This is a genomic window from Maribacter sp. C-4077, from assembly GCF_055378385.1.
This window is the reverse complement of record NZ_AP038807.1, coordinates 616,739-640,705: the sequence shown is the minus strand read 5'-3', so window position 1 is coordinate 640,705 and position 23,967 is coordinate 616,739. Positions and strand designations below refer to the sequence as shown.

General features: G+C 41.1%; 24 protein-coding genes. 9 read left to right on the top strand and 15 right to left on the bottom strand.

What is annotated here, in order from left to right; translation table 11 throughout:
- The first annotated feature begins 44 nt into the window (after nucleotides 1–44).
- Nucleotides 45–1,052, top strand: coding sequence for a tetraacyldisaccharide 4'-kinase (lpxK, locus tag ACZ41C_RS02860; protein ID WP_464564182.1), 1,008 nt, complete (start codon nucleotides 45–47; stop codon nucleotides 1,050–1,052).
- Here the strand turns inward: lpxK and ACZ41C_RS02855 are convergent.
- The 9 genes from ACZ41C_RS02855 to ACZ41C_RS02815 all read right to left on the bottom strand — a co-directional run bounded on the left by ACZ41C_RS02855 (nucleotide 1,033) and on the right by ACZ41C_RS02815 (nucleotide 10,217).
- Nucleotides 1,033–3,189 carry a hybrid sensor histidine kinase/response regulator gene (locus ACZ41C_RS02855; RefSeq protein WP_464564180.1) on the bottom strand — a complete coding sequence of 719 codons (2,157 nt, stop codon included), beginning with the start codon at nucleotides 3,187–3,189 and terminating at the stop codon, nucleotides 1,033–1,035. The genes lpxK and ACZ41C_RS02855 overlap by 20 nt on opposite strands.
- A gap of 59 nt (nucleotides 3,190–3,248) precedes the next feature.
- Nucleotides 3,249–4,259 carry a type I glyceraldehyde-3-phosphate dehydrogenase gene (gene gap / locus ACZ41C_RS02850; protein ID WP_464564178.1) on the bottom strand — a complete coding sequence of 337 codons (1,011 nt, stop codon included), beginning with the start codon at nucleotides 4,257–4,259 and terminating at the stop codon, nucleotides 3,249–3,251.
- Between the two features lie 58 nt (nucleotides 4,260–4,317).
- Entirely contained in the window at nucleotides 4,318–5,193 is an 876-nt protein-coding gene (lipA, locus tag ACZ41C_RS02845) for a lipoyl synthase (RefSeq protein ID WP_138259501.1), read from the bottom strand.
- A 271-nt stretch (nucleotides 5,194–5,464) separates the two neighbouring features.
- The gene (locus ACZ41C_RS02840) at nucleotides 5,465–6,022 is read right to left on the bottom strand and encodes an RNA polymerase sigma factor (RefSeq protein ID WP_464565693.1); all 558 of its coding nucleotides are present in this window, start codon (nucleotides 6,020–6,022) and stop codon (nucleotides 5,465–5,467) included.
- A 20-nt stretch (nucleotides 6,023–6,042) separates the two neighbouring features.
- On the bottom strand, nucleotides 6,043–6,246 hold the full coding sequence (locus ACZ41C_RS02835) for a membrane or secreted protein (RefSeq protein WP_464564176.1): 204 nt from the start codon (nucleotides 6,244–6,246) through the stop codon (nucleotides 6,043–6,045).
- Nucleotides 6,247–6,392: 146 nt separating this feature from the next.
- A complete protein-coding gene (locus tag ACZ41C_RS02830) occupies nucleotides 6,393–7,151 on the bottom strand; it encodes an anti-sigma factor (RefSeq protein ID WP_138259504.1) in 759 nt (252 codons plus the stop codon).
- A gap of 2 nt (nucleotides 7,152–7,153) precedes the next feature.
- Nucleotides 7,154–7,714, bottom strand: coding sequence for an RNA polymerase sigma factor (locus ACZ41C_RS02825; protein ID WP_464564174.1), 561 nt, complete (start codon nucleotides 7,712–7,714; stop codon nucleotides 7,154–7,156).
- Nucleotides 7,715–7,918: 204 nt separating this feature from the next.
- Nucleotides 7,919–8,935, bottom strand: coding sequence for a UDP-N-acetylmuramate dehydrogenase (murB, locus tag ACZ41C_RS02820; protein ID WP_464564172.1), 1,017 nt, complete (start codon nucleotides 8,933–8,935; stop codon nucleotides 7,919–7,921).
- Between the two features lie 91 nt (nucleotides 8,936–9,026).
- On the bottom strand, nucleotides 9,027–10,217 hold the full coding sequence (locus ACZ41C_RS02815) for a pyridoxal phosphate-dependent aminotransferase (RefSeq protein ID WP_464564170.1): 1,191 nt from the start codon (nucleotides 10,215–10,217) through the stop codon (nucleotides 9,027–9,029).
- Between the two features lie 246 nt (nucleotides 10,218–10,463).
- Here ACZ41C_RS02815 and ACZ41C_RS02810 point away from each other — a divergent pair, with 246 nt between their 5' ends.
- Nucleotides 10,464–11,819: an aspartyl protease family protein gene (locus tag ACZ41C_RS02810; RefSeq protein ID WP_464564168.1), complete on the top strand. Its 1,356-nt coding sequence runs from the start codon at nucleotides 10,464–10,466 to the stop codon at nucleotides 11,817–11,819.
- Between the two features lie 140 nt (nucleotides 11,820–11,959).
- Here ACZ41C_RS02810 and ACZ41C_RS02805 read toward each other — a convergent pair whose 3' ends face one another.
- A complete protein-coding gene (locus tag ACZ41C_RS02805) occupies nucleotides 11,960–12,352 on the bottom strand; it encodes a DUF1573 domain-containing protein (protein WP_464564166.1) in 393 nt (130 codons plus the stop codon).
- 180 nt (nucleotides 12,353–12,532) lie between these two features.
- On the opposite strand from ACZ41C_RS02805, the gene ACZ41C_RS02800 reads away from it, so the two are divergent.
- The 3 genes from ACZ41C_RS02800 to ACZ41C_RS02790 all read left to right on the top strand — a co-directional run bounded on the left by ACZ41C_RS02800 (nucleotide 12,533) and on the right by ACZ41C_RS02790 (nucleotide 16,153).
- Nucleotides 12,533–15,163: a valine--tRNA ligase gene (locus ACZ41C_RS02800; protein ID WP_464564164.1), complete on the top strand. Its 2,631-nt coding sequence runs from the start codon at nucleotides 12,533–12,535 to the stop codon at nucleotides 15,161–15,163.
- A 104-nt stretch (nucleotides 15,164–15,267) separates the two neighbouring features.
- Nucleotides 15,268–15,435: a lmo0937 family membrane protein gene (locus tag ACZ41C_RS02795; protein ID WP_154920713.1), complete on the top strand. Its 168-nt coding sequence runs from the start codon at nucleotides 15,268–15,270 to the stop codon at nucleotides 15,433–15,435.
- A gap of 202 nt (nucleotides 15,436–15,637) precedes the next feature.
- Complete coding sequence (locus tag ACZ41C_RS02790) at nucleotides 15,638–16,153, top strand: hypothetical protein (RefSeq protein ID WP_464564162.1); 516 nt, start codon at nucleotides 15,638–15,640, stop codon at nucleotides 16,151–16,153.
- Here ACZ41C_RS02790 and ACZ41C_RS02785 read toward each other — a convergent pair whose 3' ends face one another.
- Together ACZ41C_RS02785 and ACZ41C_RS02780 are read right to left on the bottom strand one after the other, a co-directional pair.
- Nucleotides 16,154–16,642: a hypothetical protein gene (locus ACZ41C_RS02785; RefSeq protein WP_464564160.1), complete on the bottom strand. Its 489-nt coding sequence runs from the start codon at nucleotides 16,640–16,642 to the stop codon at nucleotides 16,154–16,156.
- Between the two features lie 20 nt (nucleotides 16,643–16,662).
- Nucleotides 16,663–17,796 (bottom strand): hypothetical protein, encoded by a 1,134-nt coding sequence (locus ACZ41C_RS02780; RefSeq protein ID WP_464564158.1) that lies wholly within the window; start codon nucleotides 17,794–17,796, stop codon nucleotides 16,663–16,665.
- Between the two features lie 267 nt (nucleotides 17,797–18,063).
- Here ACZ41C_RS02780 and ACZ41C_RS02775 point away from each other — a divergent pair, with 267 nt between their 5' ends.
- The 4 genes from ACZ41C_RS02775 to ACZ41C_RS02760 all read left to right on the top strand — a co-directional run bounded on the left by ACZ41C_RS02775 (nucleotide 18,064) and on the right by ACZ41C_RS02760 (nucleotide 22,207).
- Nucleotides 18,064–19,329 (top strand): sensor histidine kinase, encoded by a 1,266-nt coding sequence (locus tag ACZ41C_RS02775; protein WP_464564156.1) that lies wholly within the window; start codon nucleotides 18,064–18,066, stop codon nucleotides 19,327–19,329.
- Complete coding sequence (locus tag ACZ41C_RS02770; protein ID WP_464564154.1) at nucleotides 19,326–20,027, top strand: response regulator transcription factor; 702 nt, start codon at nucleotides 19,326–19,328, stop codon at nucleotides 20,025–20,027. Before ACZ41C_RS02775 ends, ACZ41C_RS02770 begins: the two co-directional genes overlap by 4 nt.
- Before the next feature lie 64 nt (nucleotides 20,028–20,091).
- Nucleotides 20,092–21,333, top strand: coding sequence for a sterol desaturase family protein (locus ACZ41C_RS02765; RefSeq protein ID WP_138259513.1), 1,242 nt, complete (start codon nucleotides 20,092–20,094; stop codon nucleotides 21,331–21,333).
- 109 nt (nucleotides 21,334–21,442) lie between these two features.
- Nucleotides 21,443–22,207 (top strand): creatininase family protein, encoded by a 765-nt coding sequence (locus tag ACZ41C_RS02760; RefSeq protein WP_464564152.1) that lies wholly within the window; start codon nucleotides 21,443–21,445, stop codon nucleotides 22,205–22,207.
- Between the two features lie 19 nt (nucleotides 22,208–22,226).
- Here ACZ41C_RS02760 and ACZ41C_RS02755 read toward each other — a convergent pair whose 3' ends face one another.
- From ACZ41C_RS02755 to ACZ41C_RS02745, 3 genes are read right to left on the bottom strand one after another with little or no spacing between them, the layout of a single operon-like run.
- Nucleotides 22,227–22,496, bottom strand: coding sequence for an acyl-CoA-binding protein (locus tag ACZ41C_RS02755; protein WP_464564150.1), 270 nt, complete (start codon nucleotides 22,494–22,496; stop codon nucleotides 22,227–22,229).
- On the bottom strand, nucleotides 22,471–23,154 hold the full coding sequence (locus tag ACZ41C_RS02750) for a phosphatidylserine decarboxylase family protein (RefSeq protein ID WP_464564148.1): 684 nt from the start codon (nucleotides 23,152–23,154) through the stop codon (nucleotides 22,471–22,473). The genes ACZ41C_RS02755 and ACZ41C_RS02750 overlap by 26 nt, the downstream gene beginning before the upstream one ends.
- Nucleotides 23,144–23,947 carry a phosphatidate cytidylyltransferase gene (locus ACZ41C_RS02745; protein WP_464564146.1) on the bottom strand — a complete coding sequence of 268 codons (804 nt, stop codon included), beginning with the start codon at nucleotides 23,945–23,947 and terminating at the stop codon, nucleotides 23,144–23,146. The genes ACZ41C_RS02750 and ACZ41C_RS02745 overlap by 11 nt, the downstream gene beginning before the upstream one ends.
- Between the last annotated feature and the right edge of the window lie 20 nt (nucleotides 23,948–23,967).

Sequence of the window (23,967 nt, the reverse complement as noted above, 5' to 3'; positions counted from 1 at the left end):
GAATTATAAGGTTTTCAAAGATAAAATATTATAATTTCGTTCTAATGCAACTCTTGAGAAAACTTCTGTTCCCATTTTCGTTGATCTATGCCCTCGTGGTCCATTTGCGGAACTTCCTGTTCGATAAAGGTGTTTTCTCATCCCAAAAATTTGATGTCCCCATTGTTTGCATAGGGAATTTAAGCGTTGGCGGAACAGGGAAGACCCCAATGACGGAATTCCTTATAGAACTATTGAAGCCTCATTATAAATTGGCCGTGCTGAGTAGGGGTTACAAGCGCAAATCGGATGGATTTTTATTGGCCGATGAACAAACCACCGTGGAGGCACTGGGCGATGAACCTTTTCAGATACATCAAAAATTCCCCGAGGTAGCCCTTGCCGTTGATGCCAATAGGAGGGAGGGAATCCGGTTATTGTCCGATGCTGTAAAACCTCAAATGATTATCCTTGATGACGCGTTTCAACATAGGAAGGTCAAGCCCCATTTTTCCTTTTTACTGACGCCGTATGGAGATTTGTATACGGATGATTGGTATCTGCCAACGGGTAATTTGAGGGACAGCAAAAAAGCGGCCCAACGTGCGGATATTATTGTTGTTACTAAGTGTCCTTCGAAAATAACAAAGACCGAGCAAGGTACAATTTTGGAGAAGCTAAAACCACACAAACATCAGGTCGTTCTTTTTAGTTTTTTGGATTATGACGATGCCTTTCACGGACTATCGGAAAAGATGAAAGTTGAGGCCCTGCACGGAAAGGAAATTACCTTGGTGACAGGGATTGCCAATCCTGCGCCCTTGGTAGGTTATTTAAAATCCAAGGGTCTCACCTTTGAGCATTTGGCGTTCAAGGACCATCATTTTTTCACCCAAAAGGAAATCGATTTGCTGAACCGGAAACGGTTGATCATTACTACGGAAAAGGATTTTGTTCGGTTGCGAAATCACGTATCGAACCTGTATTATCTGCCTGTAATGCATCGGTTTATGGGCGACGGTCAGCATATTATCTATGATGCCCTTACCAAACTTATGAAAGAGAGGTCCTAACCTTTTTATCAAAGATGTTTTCCCCTATTTTCTGATAGAATATTTCTGGCTTAAAGGGCTTTGTTACCACATCGTTACACCCAGCGGCGTAAAAGCTCTCCACGCTATCGTCCAGAGAGATGGCCGTAAGTGCAATGATGGGGGTGGTTTGGTTGAATTTTCGAATTTGAATGGTCGCCTCTTCCCCACTAATGCCCGGCATGTGAATATCCATTAATATGGCATCATACTCATTATCCTTGGCGAGTGCAACGGCCTCTTCCCCGCTACCTGCAATATCGCAGCTGATCTCCTTTTTATTGAGCATTTTCTTGGTAATCACCTGATTGATCTTGTTATCCTCCACCACCAAGATGTGTAGTCCCTTGAAATCATATTCGCCTTTGGTAATTTCAAAAGCGATCTCATCCTCCAGCTCTTCCTTACTTTTCATATCGATTTCAAAACTGAAGGAACTTCCTTCGCCCAAATTGCTCCGCAGCTCAATCTTACTCTCAAAAAGACCCAAAAGACTTTTTACAATGGTAAGTCCCAATCCGGTACCACCGTATTCCCTATTTATCTGAATGGAGCCTTGCTCAAAGCCATCAAAAATACTTTGCTGTTTTTCTTTGGAAATACCAATTCCGTTGTCCTTTACTTCAAAATAAAGGGTGACATCCTCCCCATTTTTCTCCTTGAGTTTACAGATGACCTCCACAATACCCCCACGGGTAAATTTTATGGCATTGCCAATAAGGTTCATAAACACCTGGGAAAGCTTCAGCGGGTCGCTCATCAAATGATTTGGAATATCACTATCATAATCCAAAATCAATTTTGTCTTGTTTTCCTTGGCACTCTGTTGCAGGGAATCCATCACTTCATTGATGACCTTTTTCAGATTGAACTCCATGTGTAAGGGCTCCAGTTTATTGGCATCGATTTTATTGATGTGAAGAATGTCATTAATAAAGTTCAAGAGATAATCCCCGGAAAACTTCAAGGCCTTTAAGTGCTCTTTTTGATGTTCGGCGGGGTTCTCTTCCAATAATAGATGGGTAAGCCCAGTTACAGCGTACAACGGTGTGCGCAATTCATGGCTAACCGTTGATAGAAAGTTGGTTTTGGCCTCCATGGCCTGTACGGCCCCATCCCTGGCTACTTGTAGTTCCCTATTTTTTGTCTGCAAGAGGTCGTTCGTCTTTAATTTGATCTGATTGTTTCTATAGAGGGAAACCGCCAATAAAGAGATTATAATAAGAAATGCAGAGGTTAAAATAGCCGTTAGCTCAGAACGGTTTTGGGATTCCTTCAATTCCTGTATGGTATTTTGTTGTCGCGCTATTTCTTCGGTTTTGTAATCGTCCCTAATTTTATCCGCTGTTTTTGCCTCGACACGAACTTTTTCTATTGTGAACAACGAATCTTGAATGTCCAGTAAGTTTGTGCTATTCGCTAACGCCTTTTCATAAGCGCCCAACTTTCCATAGACTTTTGCCAGCAGGGCATTAGACTGTCTAATTTCGGAAAAGAAACCATTGGTATTGGCAAGGGCCAGGGCCTCTTCACCATTTTTGGCACTCTCCTCAAAATTTTCGGTTTTATAATGTAACTCTGCCAGTCCTAAATAACCACGTGTGGACAGGTAGTCCTTTTCGTAAATATCGGAGTTTACTACCAAAGAATTCAGGTTTTTTGCGGCACTCTCATATTTTTCCAACCTAAGGTAGATCAATGCTTCGGTCAGTAAAATGTTGTTGAAGAAATTTCTGTCGTTATTGAGTTGTTTTGCCTCGTTCAACATAAACAATGCCTGATAGCTTTGATCCGCCCTAAAAAGTAAGATCGCTTCAATATATTTGTGAATGGCATCACCATAAGGGTAAGCAATATCGGCAAGTAGTACACTGGTTCGGTCCCAATAAAATTGAGTATCTTTTTCCCTATCCAGCTTTAGGTAGAGAATTGCAAGCTCATGGTAACAATCTATCAGCCCTTTTATATCCTCGTCCTTTTCGGCTTCTTCCGCTGCTCTGTCCAATGTTTCAAGGGCCTGATCAATCTTGTTCTGATTCCTCAGTCTTCGCGCCTCATCAAAATATGGATCCATATCCCTTACGGGAACTGAATCTTGGGAATGGAGGGATAATCCCACTATTAAGAAAGCAAAAAGTGGTAGTAGATTTAAAAGTTTTTTATGAAAGTATGTCTTTCTCAAATGTACTTTTTAGTTACCATTAAGTGTATGAGGTCGATAATTCTACTACTGTACCCTGTTTCATTATCATACCAACCAATAATTTTGACCATTTTTCCAATAACGGAGGTCATTAGTGAATCAAACGTACAAGAATAAGAACTATTGTTTATATCAATGGAGACTATGGGATCTTCCGTATAAAAAAGTATGTTTCTTAGTTCATTTTTGGACGCTTTTTCAAAAGTATCATTAATTTCCTTTATTGTGGTATTTCTTTTAACATTGAAGGTAATATCTGTCAATGAGCCGTTTGGGACCGGTACGCGTATACCACAACCGCCAATTACATCCTCCAAATCTGGAAAAATGCTGGTCAAGGCTTTAGCCGCTCCTGTGGTCGTAGGAACGATGGATTGACCCGCCGCCCGTGCCCTCCTTAAATCCTTGTGGGGCTGGTCGTGAAGACTTTGGTCCGATGTGTAGGAATGGATGGTGGTAATATATGCCTGCTCTATGCCGCAAAGATCATTGATGACCTTGATCATTGGGGCCGCGTTGTTGGTTGTACAGGATGCGTTGGATATAATTTGGTCTTCCTTGGTCAAGACCGATTCATTTATACCATAGACCACCATCTTTATATCCTGATCTGCGGGTGGTACAGAAAGAATAACCTTTTTTGCACCGTTTTTAATGTGATGGGATAAAGTCTCCTTGGTTTTGAATTTCCCCGTACTTTCTAGGACCAAATCTACTTGGTCCTGACCCCAGTCAATATCTTTTGGATGAAAATTGTTCGTTAAGGCTATTTTAGTTCCGTTTACGATCAACGTGTTTTCTTCAAAAGCTACCGTGCCTTTAAATACACCGTGAATACTGTCGTATTTGAGTAAATGGGCAAGCGTTTCTGAGTTTGCGAGGTCGTTTATGGCAACGGTCTGTAGGTCTGGATAGTTTTGAACGAGTCTGAAAAATGTTCTGCCAATTCTCCCGAAACCATTGATTCCTATTCTGATTTTTCTCATTGTTACCCCAATTTAACCGAAATCTTTCTAGGTCTCAACGTCTCCAAGAATATACGTTTTAATGAATATGTTTATGCGCCTTGTAGGAAGATCGAACCAAAGCCCCGCTCTCTACATGTCTAAAACCCATTTTCAGTCCAATTTCCTCGTATTTTTTGAATTGGTCCGGGGTAATGAATTCCTTTACCGGAAGGTGTTTTTTGGAAGGCTGTAAATACTGTCCAATAGTCACCACATCTACATTGGCATCCCTTAGATCGCGCATCGTTTGGATGACCTCTTCTTCCAATTCTCCAAGCCCTAACATGATGCCAGACTTTGTCCTGTTCACACCATTTGCACGCAAATATCGTAAGACTTCCAAACTACGCTCATATTTTGCCTGTATCCTAACCTCGCGTGTCAACCGCTTTACCGTTTCCATATTATGCGAAACAACCTCGGGGGAAACTGATATAATTCGGTCCAAATGTTTTTCAATTCCCTGAAAATCGGGGATCAATGTTTCTAAGGTTGTTTGGGGATTCATTCTTCGAATGGCTTTAACGGTTTCCGCCCAAATAATCGAACCCATATCTTTGAGGTCGTCCCTGTCCACGGATGTGATAACGGCATGTTTTATACCCATGATCTTAATGGAACGCGCTACTTTTTCCGGCTCTGCCCAATCTACATTTTCCGGACGTCCTGTTTTAACACCGCAAAAGCCGCAGGACCGTGTACAAATATTACCAAGGATCATAAAGGTCGCTGTACCCTCGCCCCAGCATTCGCCCATATTTGGACAACTACCGGATGTGCAAATGGTGTGCAAATCATATTTGTCCACCAAACCTCTAAGCTGGGTATATTTCTTTCCGGTAGGTAGTTTAACCCTTAACCACTTTGGTTTTCCTTTGGGAGGAGCTACATTTTCTTTAACTGCTTCGGACATGCAAATTTTTTTTACAAATATACGAAGTAAATAGTCTAAAGTTCAATCTTGAAAGGGGTGTGCCATATTCTTACTGAATGGCCCATATGCCAATAATCCCGGATTATGCACTGGAAAAGCTGTTACCGTTAAAAATCGCCTCAAAATAAAACGTTAAGCTGTATTTTCAATATTACCATAGCGGTGCTATGCCAAAATTTCCAAACCACATTATTTATGCTTTTTATCTTCACGACGCGCTCCTAATATGTATATTTAGGGATAAACGGAACTATCTTCTGTTGCGTATGATTTCGGCCAGTAGCTTTTTGGCCCGAAGAATTTTCACCTTGATATTGTTGATGGGTTCGTTCAGCTTCTCTGCGATATCGGCATAACTAAGTTCATTGAAATAGCGAAGGTTGATAACCTCCTGATAATGGGGTTTCAAGCTTTTGATATCCCGAAGCAAATCGGCCAAATTCTGTTCTTGGATGAGTTGGTCCTCCATGGAAAGCGCATCGTCATGTACTCCTTTTATGGCATCATCGTTTCGTTGCGAATCCAGAAGACTTTTCTTCCGCTTCCTGACCAAATCAATATGAATGTTCTTTGATATAGTTATCAGCCAAGTTTTAAATGAGAATCGAGGGTCGTACGTATTAATTTTGTCAAAGGCCTTGGAAAATGTCTGTATGGTGATATCCTCGGCGTCATTTTCGTTTTCGGTGCGTTTTAGCTGAAAACCATAGACCTCATTCCAAAACCTATCCAGTAATCTACTGAATGCTATCTGATTACCTTCTTTGGCTTTAATGATAATGTCATGAACGTCCTCTGTCAATACGATGGTGAAAATTTATTAGGTACCTAGGAGGTAACGGCCTCCTTTTTGCAATCCTGTTCCTCTGGAAGTTTACCGCACATGCCACATGCTTGGCCATCCTTGTTTAAATAGGGACTTTGGCTAGCGCATGTTCCAGCGAACTTTCCGTCCTTCTTGGCCCATAGTTTTATGGCTATGCCAGCGATAGCCAAAGCTAAAAGCCCAACGGTAAGAAGAATTAGTTTCATGTATGTGATTTTATTATAGATCCTGATTTCTAATTGAACAACCCCAAGATTCCATAGTTCAGAATCCTGATTTTTTAATCCGTTACAAAGGTAAAAAAATAAAGCCCCAAATTGGGGCTTTAAGACTTCTTTATAATATGGGTACATCAGTATGCGATGTTCGCCACAATATTGTCCACCGTAGGGATTTCATTGCCACCCTGGGGCTCAATGGTGATGTAGCCCATCGCATTTTCAGCATATGGAAGTGCCAATAATTTCTGACTATCTCCTGCCTCTTCAATAATACCCAAGTTCAACATTTCGCCATTCACCTCGGCCCACATTTGGAAACACTGGTTTTCCGGTAAATTAGGGAGGTTACTTACATTGATATAGGACAATTTTTTAACAGGATTTATATATGCGACCGCCTTCAGTTCCTTCGCTTTTTTATTTCCGTTAACATTGAATTTTCTTGTACTTGGATTGTTTAGTACAATGAATTGGTTTCGAACATCTTCCAATTGTTGTTTCATATCCGCTTCCAACAATTTTATCTTGTTGCTTACCATGGAATTTTCTTCCTGTAAATTCTGGTTTTGGTCCCAGAAGAAAAAGGAAGAACCCGCGAAGATCATTGCCACGATACTGGCCGCGATCGCAAACCTGAAGAATTTTTTCCTTCCCACCCGTTCCGATTTTATGCGGGCGGTGATTTTTTCCTTCAACCCTTCCGGGGATTTGATGGCATGGAGCTTTGCAAAAATCTCCAAACTTTCCTGTAGTTCATTGTAAGCTTCCCGTACCTCAGGATACATGGCAATGTACTGCTCTACCTTTGAAGCCTCCAAATCTGTGGTAGTCCCAAGAAGATAGTTCTCCAGTAAATCCGTTTCCAAGAACTTTTTAATTTTATCCTTCATAATTATATCATATTTAAGAGAAGCAAAAGCACTGCCGGTCCGTAAACTTTCCTCAATTCGCGTAATCCAATTTTTAATCTGGATTTAATCGTTCCAAGGGGAATCCCCAATTCTTCACTGGCCTCTTGTTGGGTCATTCCCTGAAAAAACAAAGCGTCCAGGACGATTTGATACTTTTCCTCGATCTTGTCCAGATGTTCTTGAACATCCATGAATTCAGGTCTTGTACTTTCAATTCCTAAATTATATACGTCTGAAACGTCTATTTGGATTTCCTTATCGGTTTTTGTATTTAAACTTCTTAATTTATCAATGGCTGTATTTCTGGTTATCCTGAACAGCCAAGTAAAAAGTTTTGCTTTGGTGGGGTCATAGGAATCGGCTTTTTTCCAAATTTTAACGAAACTTTCCTGCAAGACGTCCTGGGCCAATTCCTCGTTTCTAAGTACCTTATTGGCAACCCCCAAAAGTGTGTCCCCGTAATTGTCGTACAATAGGGAAATGGCCTTGTCATTCCGCTCCTGCAATAGCTCAACAATATGTTTTTCAAGTAGTATGCTCATAGCCTAGCGGGGATGCTTAATTTTTTTTGGGGTGCAAGATCCAAGGTAGGTTGTTCGTCCGTATATCCATAAACGCTAATTTATAAAATTGATTGCTAAAGCGGCGTTATCTAAAATATTATCTTATAAGTGAGCAGCTGGTAACTGCCACTTAGTTTTTGGTTAGTTTGGTTTGGTATAGCCCCTGGGATTTTATTTCAGGGGTTATTTTATGAGATTGACTTCGGGCTCAATGGTAATACCGAATTTAATTCGTACTTCCTCAATAATCATATGGGCCAAGTTTAATATATCGTTTCCGGTCGCGCTTCCATAATTTACCAAAACCAAGGCCTGTTTCACGTGCACTCCCGCATCCCCAAAACGTTTCCCCTTGAAACCACTTTGCTCAATCAGCCATCCAGCCGGAATCTTATAGGCTTCTTCCGAAACTTTATAAAAGGGAGCCTCCGGGTATTTAGCGATGAACTCCTCAAACACTTCTTTGGATATTACGGGGTTCTTAAAAAAACTTCCGCTATTACCCAGTTCCTTGGGATTTGGTAATTTACTGTTTCTAATAGTTATAACCGCGTTGGAGACGTCCTTTATGGTAGGTGATTTACAATGGTTTCTTTCCAATTCTTCGTTTATGGCACCGTAACTGGTATTTATAGCATGGTTCTTTTTGGTAAGCCTTAGTATTACCGAAGTAATTACATATTTATCCTTGCCCTCATTTTTGAAAAATGAATCCCTATACCCAAACCGACAGTCTTCTTTTGAAAAATATACCAATTCTTGATCGGCCCTTCGTACGGCTTCGCACCCCACAAAAACATCCTTTAATTCAACCCCGTAGGCACCTATGTTCTGTACGGGCGCGGTTCCCGTATTTCCGGGGATCAACGACATATTTTCCAGCCCACCAAAATCCCGTTCCAAGGTCCATAAAACCATTTCATGCCAGTTTTCACCGGCCATCACTTTAAGTTCAACACGGGAATCATCTTCATTTTCGATAAAAATGCCCTTTATGTTGATATGGATGACCAAGGCATTGATATCCTGGGTTATCAACATATTGCTGCCTCCGCCCAAAATAAACTTGTTTGGATAGGAATTGTCGGCCAAAATCCGCTGAAGTTCCGCTACCGAATTTATTGCTACAAAGAACCTCGCCTTGGCATCGAGGCCAAAGGTATTGTAGTCCTTTAGGGAATAATTTTCGTGTATTTGCATGCTTTGTAATTTAGGTCAGCAATTGGCTTATTGAACACATCCTTATTACCAATGTGCGGATGGCAATAATGATTCTTCAAAGAAGGTTTCCCTAACCGATATAGGTTTTAAGGGCCTCGCCCAAGATATGAACCGCCCTTTTTAGGGAGGCCTGGTCCAGTACATAGGCTATCCTAATTTGGTTTCTGCCCAGTCCTTCCGTGGCATAAAAGCCTGCTGCCGGGGCAACCATGACGGTTTCGTTGTTTACCCTAAAGTCCTCCAATAACCATTGTGCGAAATCATCCGCGTCCTCAATGGGCAATTCCGCAATGCAATAGAAAGCGCCCTGTGGTTTGGCCACTTTTACTCCGTCCAATTTTTCAAGTTCGGAAATCAAAAGATTTCTACGGGCAACATACTCGGTCTTAACTTCGTCAAAATAATTTTGAGGGGTTTCCAGGGCTGCCTCACTAGCTATTTGCGCATAGGTCGGCGGGGAAAGTCGCGCCTGCGCGAATTTTATGGCCGTTGAAATCACTTCCTTGTTCTTGGAAACCAAAAAACCTATTCTGGCCCCGCACATACTGTATCTCTTGGAAACGGAATCCACGATAATTCCGTGCTGCTCCAAAGAAGGTTCCTGCAAAATTGAATAATGGTCCTTGTCATCATATACAAATTCCCTGTACACCTCGTCGGCAATAAGGAATAAATCATGTTTGAGAACGATTTTGGCCAGTTTCCTAATTTCCTCCTCGCTGTAAAGATATCCCGTAGGATTCCCCGGATTACAGATGAGGATGGCCTTTGTTCTTGGGGTAATCAATTTCTCAAAATCCTCAATGGGAGGTAGCGCGAAATTGTTTTCCAATTTGGATACTACGGGAACGACCTTCACGCCACTTGCCGTGGCAAAACCGTTATAATTGGCGTAAAATGGTTCGGGGATTATGATTTCGTCATCGGCATCGGCAATGCTGCCCATGGCAAAGGCGAGCGCTTCGGAGCCCCCTGTGGTAACGATGATATCATCGGCAGTGACCGATATTTTATTTTTTTGGTAATAGGCCGCCATTTTTTCCCTGTAAGCTTCTGAGCCTTCGGTTCGGCTATATTCCAAAACATTCAGTTGGTTATTTTTTACGGCATCCAAGGCTATTTGTGGCGTTTTGATATCCGGTTGCCCTATGTTTAGGTGGATTACGTTGGCACCTTTTTTCTTGGCATTTTCCGCAAAGGGGACCAATTTTCTAATGGGGGATTGCGGCATCGCAAGCCCTTTTTGGGAAATTTTAGGCATGTCAAATACTTTTTGACAAAAGTGGCAAATGATTGGGGAATCTACAATATATGGGCTGTTTATTTATTGGTAATCATAATCGGTAAACAAATACTAGGCTTCACTCACTATCCATTCATTATTGCCGATGGATTCTTCGTGGATTTGCCCCTGGGTAGATAACCCATTAAATCTTTCCTTTCCGAAGCTAGTAAGTTTTTGTGAAATGTTAAAATATACCGATGTGGTGAAAAATTCCGTATCTTAATGTTGGTCAAACTATTGGAAACGAACATGTTAATAAGGCGCTTGAAATTTTTGTTGCTATTGATGGCACTGCCCATAATTGGTAGTGCACAAGGGTATTCGTTGCCCGAAGATCAAAAGTTCGAAAAAATTCGGTTCCAATTGATCAATAATTTGATCGTTGTCCCTATCGATGTCAATGGTACGGAATTATCGTTTGTACTAGATTCTGGGGTCAGTACACCTATTTTGTTCAATCTTTCCAATCAGGATTCCCTAGAGCTAAAGAATGTTTCCGAAATCACCATCAATGGGCTTGGCGAAGGGGAACCGATAAATGCCTTGAGTTCCCAAGGAAATTATTTTAAGTTGGGCAACGTCCGAAATTTTTCCCAAAAACTATATGTTGTGATGGACGCAGGTATCAATTTCTCCCCAAGCTTGGGCGTTCCCATTCATGGCATCATCGGTTACGATCTGTTCAGGGATTTTATTGTGGACATCAACTATTCTGCCAATACCATTAAATTTTATAACCCCGAAATTGATGCGCCAAAATTGGGAAATAGGTATGAGACCTTACAAGTTGAGGTTGTTAACAGAAAGGCCTATATGGATGCCACCGTTTCGCTGAAGGGTGTGAAAGCTATTCCTGTAAAAATGTTATTGGATACCGGTAGTAGTGACGCTATTTGGCTCTTTGAGGACGAACGTATCCAATTGCCCAAGGAATATTACGAGGATTATTTGGGAAAAGGTCTCGCCGGGGACATCTATGGAAAAAGAACCAAGGTGGAAGGAATCCAGATTGGGGGTTTCGAACTATACGATGCAAAGGCCGCATTCCCGGATATGCTGTCTTTTAGCACCATCAAGGACTTGGGCAATAGAAATGGTAGTTTGGGAGGGGAAATATTAAAGCGATTTAACATCGTATTCGATTATCCCAACGGAAAAATCAGTCTCAGGAAAAATTCGAATTTCAAAAAACCTTTTCATTATAACGTAAGCGGTATAGATCTGCAACATGCCGGAGTTCGTTATGTTTCAGAAAGGATCGCCGATGTTAACGGTATCGTTGAAAGTAGCGAAAGGACGTACGGAAACGTTCAGATTTTGTTGGAAGGCGCCACCCGATTGAGCCTTGTCCCAGAAATTGTGGTTTCCGGTATCAGGTCCGGTAGTCCGGCACATTCTGCTGGTTTACAGGAAGGTGATATTATTTTGGCCGTGAACGGCAAGCGAATCCATCGATATAAAATCCAAGAAATAATGGAGATGCTCAATGAAAAGGAAGGCAAGCGGGTGAAGGTGCTCGTGGAAAGGGCCAATAACAATTTGTTGTTCAGTTTTGTGCTCAAGGACCTTTTCAAGTAAACTACTTTGAGGAAAGTCTTTTAGGCTCTTGCAGTTTACGAATGTTTGATTGCTTTTAAAACTTTGGTAAATAAATCCTTAGGCCATTCCAATAAAAAAGCCCTCTTTTGTGGAGGGCAATCAAATTTTTGGGAAACGTATTACTTAGTTCCGCTAGGAGCTTTTACTTCTCCCTTAATTTTCAAAATCTTTGTTGGAGTCTCCGCATTTGACGTAACGGTTATCGCCTTTCTAATGGGGCCAACACGATTGGTGTCATATTTTACCTGGATTTCCCCCGTTTTTCCAGGCATAATTGGATCTTCCGGTTTTTTAGGGATGGTACATCCACAGCTTGAACGTACATCGCTAATTATCAAAGGCGAATTTCCTGTATTCGTGAATTCGAACACCCGGACACCGTCCGAACCCTTTTCGATTTCACCGTAATCCACGGTTTCCTCCTTAAACTCAATTTTTGCCGCGCTATTCTGGGCTTTTAGGCTCATTCCAAGCAATCCGACAAATAATACAAGTACAATTTTTTTCATCATTCTTAATTTAGGATGAATCTCAAAATTAATTCTTTTCAGAACAACTCCAAAATCCTTTTGTTATACTCTAACGTTACTTATTTTTGTTTCGTATTTTAATAGTGGAAAAACGGTACGGATTTTTGAAAATCCATTCCGTTTTATTTTTTCCACCCAATGTATTTCAAAAACTGTTCCAAAATGGAAATAGCCTCTAAGTATGAGCCGCATCAGGTTGAAAAGCGCTGGTATGACTATTGGATGAAACACAATTACTTTCATTCCACGCCAGATGACAGGGAACCCTATACCATCGTTATTCCGCCTCCAAACGTAACCGGGGTGCTGCATATGGGGCATATGCTCAATAATACCATACAAGACGTTTTGATACGACGTGCGCGTCTCAAAGGGCGCAATGCCTGTTGGGTACCGGGTACGGACCATGCATCCATAGCAACGGAAGCCAAGGTAGTGGCAAAACTTAAGGAACAGGGAATCCATAAGAACGAGATATCCAGGGAGGAATTCTTGGAACATGCCTGGGACTGGACCCATGAATACGGCGGGGTCATCCTGGAACAGTTAAAAAAACTGGGATGCTCCTGTGACTGGGACAGAACTGCCTTTACCATGGACAAGGAACGCCATGACAGTGTAATCAAGGTATTTATTGACCTTTTTGAAAAGGGACTCATCTATAGAGGTTACCGAATGGTCAATTGGGACCCGGAGGCCAAAACCACCCTCTCTGACGAGGAGGTAATCTATGAAGAAAAACAGGGGCTTTTGTACTATTTGGAGTACTCAATAGAAGACTCCGATGAAAAGGTGACCATTGCAACTACAAGACCTGAGACCATACTGGGCGATACCGCCGTTTGTATCAATCCCAATGATGAGCGTTATGCGCATTTAAGGGGCAAAAAGGCCATTGTACCGCTTTGCAATAGGGTAATTCCAATCATTGAGGATGAGTATGTTGACATAGAGTTTGGAACCGGATGCCTAAAAGTGACCCCGGCCCACGATATAAATGACAAAGCGCTGGGAGAAAGGCATCATTTGGAAACCGTTGATATTTTTAATGACGACGCAACGCTGAATTCCTATGGTCTGCATTATGAAGGCAAGGACAGATTTGTAGTACGGAAGGAAATCGCCAAGGAATTGGAAGAAAAGGGCTTTTTGGTCAAGACCGAACAGCATTTGAATAAAGTGGGAACTTCGGAGCGTACAAAGGCGGTCATAGAGCCCAGGCTGTCCGATCAGTGGTTCTTAAAAATGGAGGAATTGGTAAAACCTGCCATAAGGGCAGTTTTGGAGTCGGACGATATCAAGTTTTTCCCTAAAAGGTTTGACAATACCTATAGGCATTGGATGGAGAATATCCGTGATTGGAACATTTCCAGACAGCTTTGGTGGGGGCAACGCATTCCCGCCTACTATTTTGGGGATGGACAAGATGATTTTGTAGTGGCCTTTGATGCCGAAGTTGCATTGGATAGGGCCCGGGAAAAATCAGGGAATCCCAATTTGACCATGGCCGATTTAAAACAGGATGAAGACGTGCTGGATACTTGGTTTTCTTCCTGGTTATGGCCCATAAGCGTGTTTAATGGCATTCTTGACCCAGAGAATGAAGAGGTCAAATACTATTACCCCACCAATGATTTGGTTACGGGGCCGGACATTCTTTTCTTCTGGGTAGCCCGAATGATCATTGCAGGATATGAATACAGGGATATTAGGCCTTTTGAAAACGTATATTTTACAGGCCTGGTCCGTGATAAGCAACGTAGAAAGATGTCCAAATCCTTGGGCAACTCTCCCGATGCTCTAAAACTTATCGAGGAATATGGTGCAGATGGGGTGAGGGTCGGACTTCTATTAAGCTCCGCCGCGGGCAACGATTTAATGTTCGATGAGGACCTATGCCAACAAGGAAAGAATTTTGCAAATAAAATCTGGAACGGATTCCGACTCCTAAAGGGTTGGGAAGTGGCCGATATTCCCCAGCCCGAAGCCTCCAAAATTGGCTTAGACTGGTACAGGGCGAAGTTCAACCAGACCTTGCGGGAAATTGAGGACCACTTTGGTAAATACAGAATCTCCGATGCTCTCATGGCCATTTACAAACTGGTTTGGGACGATTATAGTTCGTGGTTGCTCGAAATTATAAAGCCGGCCTACCAACAACCGATCGATAAAAAAACCTTCGAGGCCGTCATCCAAATTTTTGAGCAAAACCTCAAATTATTGCACCCTTTCATGCCGTTTTTAACGGAGGAAGTCTGGCAGCATATTTCGGAGCGGGACCCTTCCCAAGCTTTGATCATCTCAAAATGGCCGGAACCCTATACCGCTGATGAAGACCTTATTGGTCAATTTGATTTTGTTACGGAGGTAGTCGCCGGTATCCGAACCATACGAAAGGAAAAGAACATTCCCATGAAGGAAAGCTTGGAACTATCGGTTTTGAATGAGGAAAATTTGGTTCGGGATTGGGATTCCGTTATCGAGAAGTTGACAAATCTTTCTTCCATTTCCTATGTGGATAAAACGGTGGACGGAGCTTTGTCCTTCAGGGTGAAATCCAATGAATATTTTATTCCGATGAGCGGAGCCATTGATGTGGAGGCCGAAAAGGCCAAAATTGAGGACGAATTAAAGTATATAAAAGGATTTCTGACATCGGTACAGAAAAAACTTTCCAATGAGCGATTTGTAAACAACGCACCTGAGCAGGTGATCGAAATGGAACGTAAAAAACAATCCGATGCCGAGGCCAAGATAGAAACCTTGGAAAAAAGCCTCGCCAGTTTGGGCTAAAAGTACCTCGTTTGCCAACCAAATGGGTTAATAATCATAGTGTTAAAGGACGATAGTTGATTCATTATCAGCTAATTTCCATTCAAATCAAAAACACTAAAATTATGAAAAGTCTATTATGGTTAGTTGCAGTTATTTGTATTATCATTTGGTTGCTGGGTATGTTGGGCGTGGTACCAGGCTTGGCAACTGGTAGTTTACTTCATATATTGTTGGTTATTGCCGTGATTGTAGTACTGTACAATATTATTTCAGGTCGAAAACCCTTATAAGATTTCACTTAGAATTAAATAAAAACCAATCCTAGTTCTAGGATTGGTTTTTTGTTTTACACACTGGTTCTAGGTATAAACTTAAAATATATTATTTCGTATCTTACTAGAAATAAATCCATTAATTATGAAGTACTCTTTATTTTTTCTTGTGCTTTTATCATTTACCTGTCTACACTCTCAGAGCGGAAAAAGAACTATTTTGTCTAAGGAAATCCAAATTAAGACTGCCATTTTACCTGTACCGGAAGGTAACAGTACGGATACTATGGTCTATGGATACGATGCGAATGGGGATTTTGTAGTACTACGGGAGGGAACGAGTAATTTGGTTTGTTTGGCCGATGACCCCCATAAGGAAGGTATCAGTGTTTCCTGTTATTCCAAAAAACTCGAACCTTTTATGAAACGTGGACGAGAACTCAGGGCCGAAGGAAAGGAAATTATGGAAATCCGTGAAATTAGGGGCAAGGAGATTGCCAACGGTACATTGGATATGCCAAGGGAACCCAGTATGATGTATGTATATTATGGCACGGATGCCGATTATAATGCCTCTACAGGGGAATTGGCGAACGGTCAATTTAGATATGTGATTTACATTCCCTATGCCACAACGGAATCCACGGGTCTACCCGATAAACCCCATGCCAAAGGAATGCCCTGGTTGATGGACCCCGGTACCCACAGGGCCCACATCATGGTAGGTCCCAATTAATTATCTGAATCTAAAAATACGTTTCAGGCTTACTTCTTCAGACCCTGTAAGTTCTTCCTTGATCTCTTTGAAAGCGGAAGCTTCCTGACTCACTTCTATCCAAAGGACACCCAAGGCTCCTAGGATAATAAGGTTTTTAATGATATACTGACCTAACAAGGTGAGCGTTAACAAGTTCTTGTTGAATATCAGTTCCGGGAAAAAAACCAGCGGCGTAAAGGTTAGAACCATATGTATAACGGCCACTTTTATGGTTGTCTTTTTTTGAAGGTTGAAAAGGAAAAACAGTCCCACGAGAACTTCCCAAAGGGCCAAGAGCAATATTGAAATATTTGATGGTATCAATGAAAAGGTAAGCTCTCCAATGGTGTTTTTCGCAAGTTCCTCTGCCGAACTCAAATTGGGAAAGAACTTAAGGGTCCCAAACCATAGATAGACCAGTCCAATGGATATTTGTAAATAGCGTCTCTTAATGTTTTGAATATTCACTTGGTATGTATTTGAATTGATTATTTGAAATTATTCTCAAGTTCAGGGGCAAGTCTTACCTTGTTATTGGCAAAGCGATAGGTAACACCCAAGTTTATAACATAGTCGGAAAAGGCGGCATCCCCATTCCTTGGGGTACCTGTAAGCTGTTCGGTCTGCAAGTCGGTTATGCTTTGAGGCCGCTCCCTACGAACCGCGAAAGGTACGTTCAGGTTTATTACAAAATTGCTTTTCATAAAACTTACCCCTGGGTCTACGGATAGTACGTTTCCAGGTCGCCTGAACCCTTCATTTCCACCGATCAAATCCTTGACGGGCACGCAATCGAACCGGGCGCCAAGCGAGGATGATATGGTGGGCGAGATATTATAACTAAGCCCTCCCCTGAGCGAATATTGGTCCGGCACCGCCATGATGGATTCATTTTGCAAAATTGGGCTCAAGGTCTCCCTAAAGGTCCTCACGCCATTCGTTTCCCTGGGGTTAATTAAATAAAACCCGCTGGCATAGCTAAAAACATCCGTGGTTATTTTTTTATAGAATTGAAAGTCGACCGTAACCCCAAATCCCCCGTCACCTGGTTGAATGGACTGGTCTACCGGTCTCGTCTGAGGCTCCCCGTTAGGTCCCACGTTATAAAAGATATCCGATGCATTGTAGTTACCTGTTGGCAGCTTTACACCTAGCCCCAAGGCAAGGTTTCCATTGGGGGATTTTTCCATATCGAACACCCAATAGCCAAACCCGAACCGTATATCGGCAAGCCCTCTTGAAAAAGTTACATTTCTTTCATTGCGACCATGTTCATAGAGTGAGGATCTTGTATTTATTACCGTAGGTATGGTGATGCTGGTATACAGTCTATCGTTAATTCCGTAAGTGGCAAAAAAATCCCATGCATGGGAATGATTGATTACCTCCGTATTATTGGCGAGTCTATCCGGTTCTTCCTCCGTACCCCTAAAATGTCGAAAGGATTTAAAATACCGATAATTGACCCCAATTTGAATATCTCCGGTGCTTAATAAATTGTTCTCTAAATTGCTGCCTACACAAGAGGAAAAATGCCGTATTGCTACACAACCTTGTGAATAAAGTGAGATTAATGGATAAAATAAAAATAGAAGAATGATGAAGTATGGATTTCTCTGCATGATTGGGTTTGTATTTAGTTGGTCGTTGGGAATAGTAGCGGTAAAAAAAAGCCAACTCCACGCTACAAAGAGTTGGCTTTTAAAACATTCTGTTATGAAACATGAACTTATCTCAAGATTAATTTATTAACATTGACAAACTTACTGGAATAAGGTATCCAGAAGCATTAAGGGTAGGGTAAAGAGGTTTAAGGAAAGTTTAATGCAATTAACGGAATATTAATTTTCATTAATAAACGCATTTATTTAAGTTATTTCGTAGGGATTTTGAAAAAGAGATATATCTACATAGGGGTGTTTTTGGTTTCAATTGTGGGGTTGGCAATTGTACAATACCAGTATTTACGTATAGGCCTAAGTTTGGCAAAAGTTCAGTTCGATTCTAAAATAGATAGAGTGGGTGCTTTGGTGGCGAACAGTCTAAATGAAGAAAACAAACTCACGTATTTAATAGGAGAAGGCATTCGAAGGGACACCTCATTTTTTAAGGTCAGTGTGGATAGCCTGCAAAATGTGGGAAACATGTTTTTGGACGATTTTATTAGGGACCAACTTTTAAACCAAGGTATTGAATCTGATTTTACATATACCCTTTTTACCAAGGATAGTAGCTATGTACTGCATTCCACCAATTCCTTTGAAGGGATGGACGATGTTGATTCTTATCCCATTGATTTGGAGGGTTATTTCCCCCAATTATTGGGCAAACCGGTTGTGTTAGATCTTAAATTTGAAAATCTTCACAATTATTTTTTAGCGAAGCTAAACGGCCTTACATTTCCCAGCATATTGTTTTTGATAGGGATTTGTGCGACTATTTTTTGGGTATTGCGTACCTACTATTGGCAAAGTAATGTCATTACGACTACCAATGAATTTATCAACAATCTTACGCATGAGCTAAAGACCCCGGTATTTTCTATTGGGTTGGCAACCAAGATCTTGGATGAATCAGCGAACGAAAAACAAAAACCTGTTTTGGGAATAATCAGGCAACAGGTAGGACGTTTGTCCGGTCACATAGAAAAAGTCTTGGAGTTGGCCAGTCTAGAATCCGGTAAAAGTGTGATTACCTTGACCAAAGTGGATTTTAAACCATATTTGGAAAACCTTTGTGCCGAATTCAAGACACTGGTCGCCATTGAAAATGGTATTTTTAACTATGATTTGGCCGGGGAAAACTATATACTTAACGCGGAAGTCTTTCATTTGGAAAACGCCATCAATAATATTCTGGACAATGCAAAAAAATATTCCCCTGAGCCCGAAATCCATTTGAAAGCTTATAAGGATAGCCATAGGCTCGTAGTGGAAGTGACCGATAATGGCATTGGGATTTCAAAGGAGGAATCACAAAGGGTGTTTCGGAAATTTTACAGAGTTACAAATGGAGACCTTCATAGTGTAAAAGGATATGGTTTGGGACTGAGTTATGTTAGAAAAGTGATCAATAAACACGGGGGTAAGGTTCAAATGAGCAGTGAGGAGAAAAAAGGCACAAAGGTTAGATTAACAATTCCTATAGTATCATGATGGAAGAAAAGAAAAAGATCCTTTTGGTAGAGGATGACGAGGCGGTTGGGTATTTATTATCAGAATACTTGAAAATGAAAAGCTTCGAGGTCATTTGGGCAAAAAACGGCAAGGAAGCTTTGGTGAAATTGGACCAAACTAAATTCGATTTGGCCGTATTGGACGTCATGATGCCGGAAATGGATGGGTTTACATTGGCAGAAAAAATAAATGAAAATTTTTCTGAACTCCCCTTTATTTTCCTAACCGCAAAGTCCTTGAAAGTAGACGTACTTAAAGGGTTTTATTTGGGTGCAGTGGATTACCTGAAAAAACCCATCGATGAGGAAGAGTTGGTCATTAGAATTGAGAACCTTCTTTCAAGACTGGAAAAACCCATCCCTAAAAAAGAGGAAGTCGAGTCATACATAATCGGTCTCTATCATTTTAACTCCCTTAACCAAGAATTGTTAGTTGGCGGACAAAAGATAAATCTAACGACGAAGGAGAGTGAGCTTTTAAAATATTTGGTCGAAAAAAAGAACCAATTGTGTCCCCACAAGGATATTCTCATCAAAATTTGGGGCAAAAATGATTATTTCAACAAGAAAAGTTTGAACGTATTCATTACCCGATTGCGAAAATTTTTGGAAAAGGATGCCTCTATTAAAATCGAAAATGTTCATGGCAAAGGCTATATCTTTCGATTTGAACCATAAGAATCAATATGCCTTTTGGGCATTCTTAAGGAGTTTGTATCTTTTAAGTGTTAAATAGAGAGTTTTGGAAACCTACGCAACCGCACTGTTATACGCCATACCTTTTTTTATTCTCTTATTAATCATGGAGATGGCCTATGGTCATTTTCTAAAGGACCAAAAATACACGGTGTTGGATACAGTTTCCAGCATAAGTTCCGGACTTACCAACATTATTAAAGACTCGCTAGGAATCGTCTTGGTACTGATATCCTACCCATTTTTGCTCGAACATTTGGCCATTACCAGTATTGAACCTACCTGGCTTACGTGGGTCATTGGTTTTATTGCCATAGATTTTGCGGGGTATTGGAACCACAGGTTAAGCCATAAGGTCAATTTTTTCTGGAACCAACATGTGATCCACCATAGTAGTGAGAAATTCAATTTGGCCTGTGCCTTACGACAATCGGTTTCCAACGTATTGGGTTATTTCCCGTTTTTGTTGCTACCTGCTGCCTTTTTGGGCGTTCCCAACGAGGTCATCGCTATTTTGGCTCCCATACAACTATTTGCCCAATTTTGGTATCACACACAACATATTGGAAAAATGGGATGGTTGGAATACATTATCGTAACGCCATCCCAGCATAGGGTACACCATGCCATTAATCCCGAGTACATTGATAAGAACTTGGGTCAGGTTTTCTGTATTTGGGATCGAATGTTCGGAACGTTTCAGGAAGAATTACCAGATGTTCCTCCACAATATGGAATTTTGAAACCTGCAAGAACCTGGAATCCTATAAGAATCAACTTTCAACATCTGTGGATGTTGTCGTTAGATGCGTGGAGGACCAAAAATCTTTGGGATAAAATTAGGATTTGGTTTATGCCAACAGGTTGGCGGCCCAGTGATGTCAAGGACAAATATCCCACGGACGTTATAACCGATGTGTACAATTTTGAACGTTATGTCACACCAACGAGCAAGGCATTCAATGCATACTTGATTTTTCAATTGGTCATTTCACTACTATTATTGCTGTTCATGTTCGCAAATTTTGGAAACTTGGAGGTCAATCAGTTGTTGTGGTACGGAGGTTTGGTTTTTCTGGGAATTTATGGATACACTTCCTTAATGGATGGTGATACCTATGCCGTATGGATTGAAGTTTTCCGGGGGGTGCTGGGTTGTACGATTATTTTATCTACTGGGGATTGGTTCGGATTGAATTCCTATTTTTCGGCAGGTAAAACGCTCATACTTCTTTACTTTTTGTCGACCATAATAGGAAGTATTTATTGGCACCGCCAAAGGGTTTAAACTCCAAGGCTTACCTCGAAAATAATAATTCGTTTTCGAAGTATGACTCGTATGCTTGCCCAAAGATAGTTTACTTTACGAATCTGTTTAAAAAGAAAAGAATATTGGTATGATACGACCTTACATTTTGGCCGAAACTAATTGGAAACATCTAAAGGACGAACAATTTCAATTGGCCGTGTTACCTTGGGGCGCAACGGAGGCCCATAATTACCATCTTCCCTATGCGACGGACAACTTTCAAGCGGAAGCTATGGTCGCTGAGTCGGCAAGAATCGCATGGGAGCAAGGAAAAAAAGTGGTTGTGCTGCCCACCATTCCCTTTGGTGTGAATACCGGCCAGAAGGATATCTACTTGGACATTAACCTAAATCCAAGCACGCAATTTGCCATTTTAAAGGATATCATCACCGTGCTAAATAATCAAGGGCTTTATAAGTTGCTTCTTTTTAACGGACATGGAGGTAACGACTTTAAACCGATGATACGCGAGTTGGGACTACTCTTCCCTAAAATGTTCATCAGTTTTTGCTTCTTTCCACAGATGCTGGAGAAGTACCAATATTTTGAAAAGCAAGGCGACCATGCCGATGAAATGGAAACGAGTCTCATGCTCTATTTACGGGAGGATTTAGTACTTCCAAAGGAAAAATGGGGTAGGGGCGACCACAAAAAGTTCAAGATAAAGGCCTTTTCCCAAGGGGGTGTATGGGCAGAACGTGAATGGTCAAAAATAACGGAAGATACTGGAACTGGAAATCCGGAATTGGCCACCAAAGAAAAGGGCGCACGGTTTTTTAGGGATGTTTGCGCGAAAGTTAGTAACCTATTTGTGGACTTGTGCGATGCCGATTTGGAGGATCTTTACGAGTAGCCTAACTTGTTGGATGAGTTTATTTACCGTCTGGTTTCAACTCTTTTTCTACCAAGTTTATGTATTCTTTCATGGCATCTTCAATGCTGATATTTTGTGCCTGAATCAATGCGTTCGCCTTAAAGGCATTGATTAATGGAGTCTTACTTCCGGGATTACTGAAATTTTTATTGGCCACTTTATAGTAGGCATAAAGTTTCAATAAAATATCCGCAGGAATGGGAAATTCATAATTGCTTACGAACGCCACCGCTTCTTGAAAATCAGTATGTAGATTCTTCTTGCTCATTTGGGTCAACATACGTTGCTATACAGGTAATGGCTCCTTTTACCTTTTGTCCTAAGGAAACGTTTATTTGGCAACTGAGTGGAAGAAATACGTCAACCCTAGAGCCAAACTTGATAAAACCGGAATCTTCCCCTTGCTGCACGCTTTCACCCACTTCGGCGTAATTTACGATACGTCTTGCCATTGCCCCAGCTATCTGTCTAAAAAGGATATCCCCAAATTTTGGAGTTCCAATTACAACGGTCGTTCTTTCGTTCTCCTCACTGGATTTGGGATGCCAGGCCACTAGATATTTGCCAGGATGGTATTTGGAGTATTTTACCTTTCCGCTCGCGGGATACCGTGTTACATGAACATTGATCGGAGACATAAAAATAGAGACCTGTTTGCGCTTCTCCTTAAAATATTCGGTTTCCTCAACTTCTTCTATAACTACAACCTTACCATCAACAGGGGCCAAAATTTCATTGAAAGATTTGTTGGATCTTCTTTTAGGGTTCCTAAAAAATTGGAGTATGAGGATAAGAATGACCAAAGCGGTAATTTGGATCGCTAGTTTTATCCAAGGTATATTCACAAAGAAGTGGGCCAGCAAAACTGCCAGTGCCGTAATAAAAAAGGTAATTAAGATTATTTTTTGACCTTCTCTATGAAACATAGGTAAAAATATTTAACGTTAAATAAGCAAATGGGGCGGCAAAAACCAAACTGTCCAATCTGTCCAGCATACCACCGTGACCCGGCAATATGGCCCCACTGTCTTTTACACCTGCGGACCTTTTTAGTTTTGATTCGATCAAGTCACCCAAACTACCCGTTACAACGATGACACTGGCTAGCAGCATCCATTGTATGGGGCCTATAATTTGTTCTTGGGTACCCATTATATAAGCCGCACCAAGGGCAAAGATATAACCTCCAACCGTTCCCTCCACAGTTTTTTTGGGGGAAACTTCAGGGAATAACTTGGTCCTACCCATGGTCTTGCCAACGATATATGCGAAAGAGTCGTTTACCCAAATCAATATAAATATGCCCATTATCAATAGCTTGGCAAACGCATCGTTCTTATAGGGAATCATCGTTAGAAAGATACATCCACCACCTATGTAGAACAAACCCACCAAAAATTTAAACAATGGTGTAAAACTTGATTGTTTTTTTGAAAAAAGATAGAATAATAAATACATATCGATAAAAATCGTGATAAACATTAAAATGTTAATCAAAATTTGGTCGTGTATAAGATAAATATAGGCCCACCAAAGGGAGAGGTAGGCCAAAAAAATATAATACCCCTTAAGTTTTACGAGTCTTTTATATTCATAGAGACATGCAAGGCCGAATATCATAAAGAGAAAATCGAAGGCATCCGAGCTTAGAAATACAGCCGATAATAATAGTATAATATACACGGCGCCCGTAAGTGATCTTCTTAGAACCTCTTTCATCTGAAATTATTTAATGTATT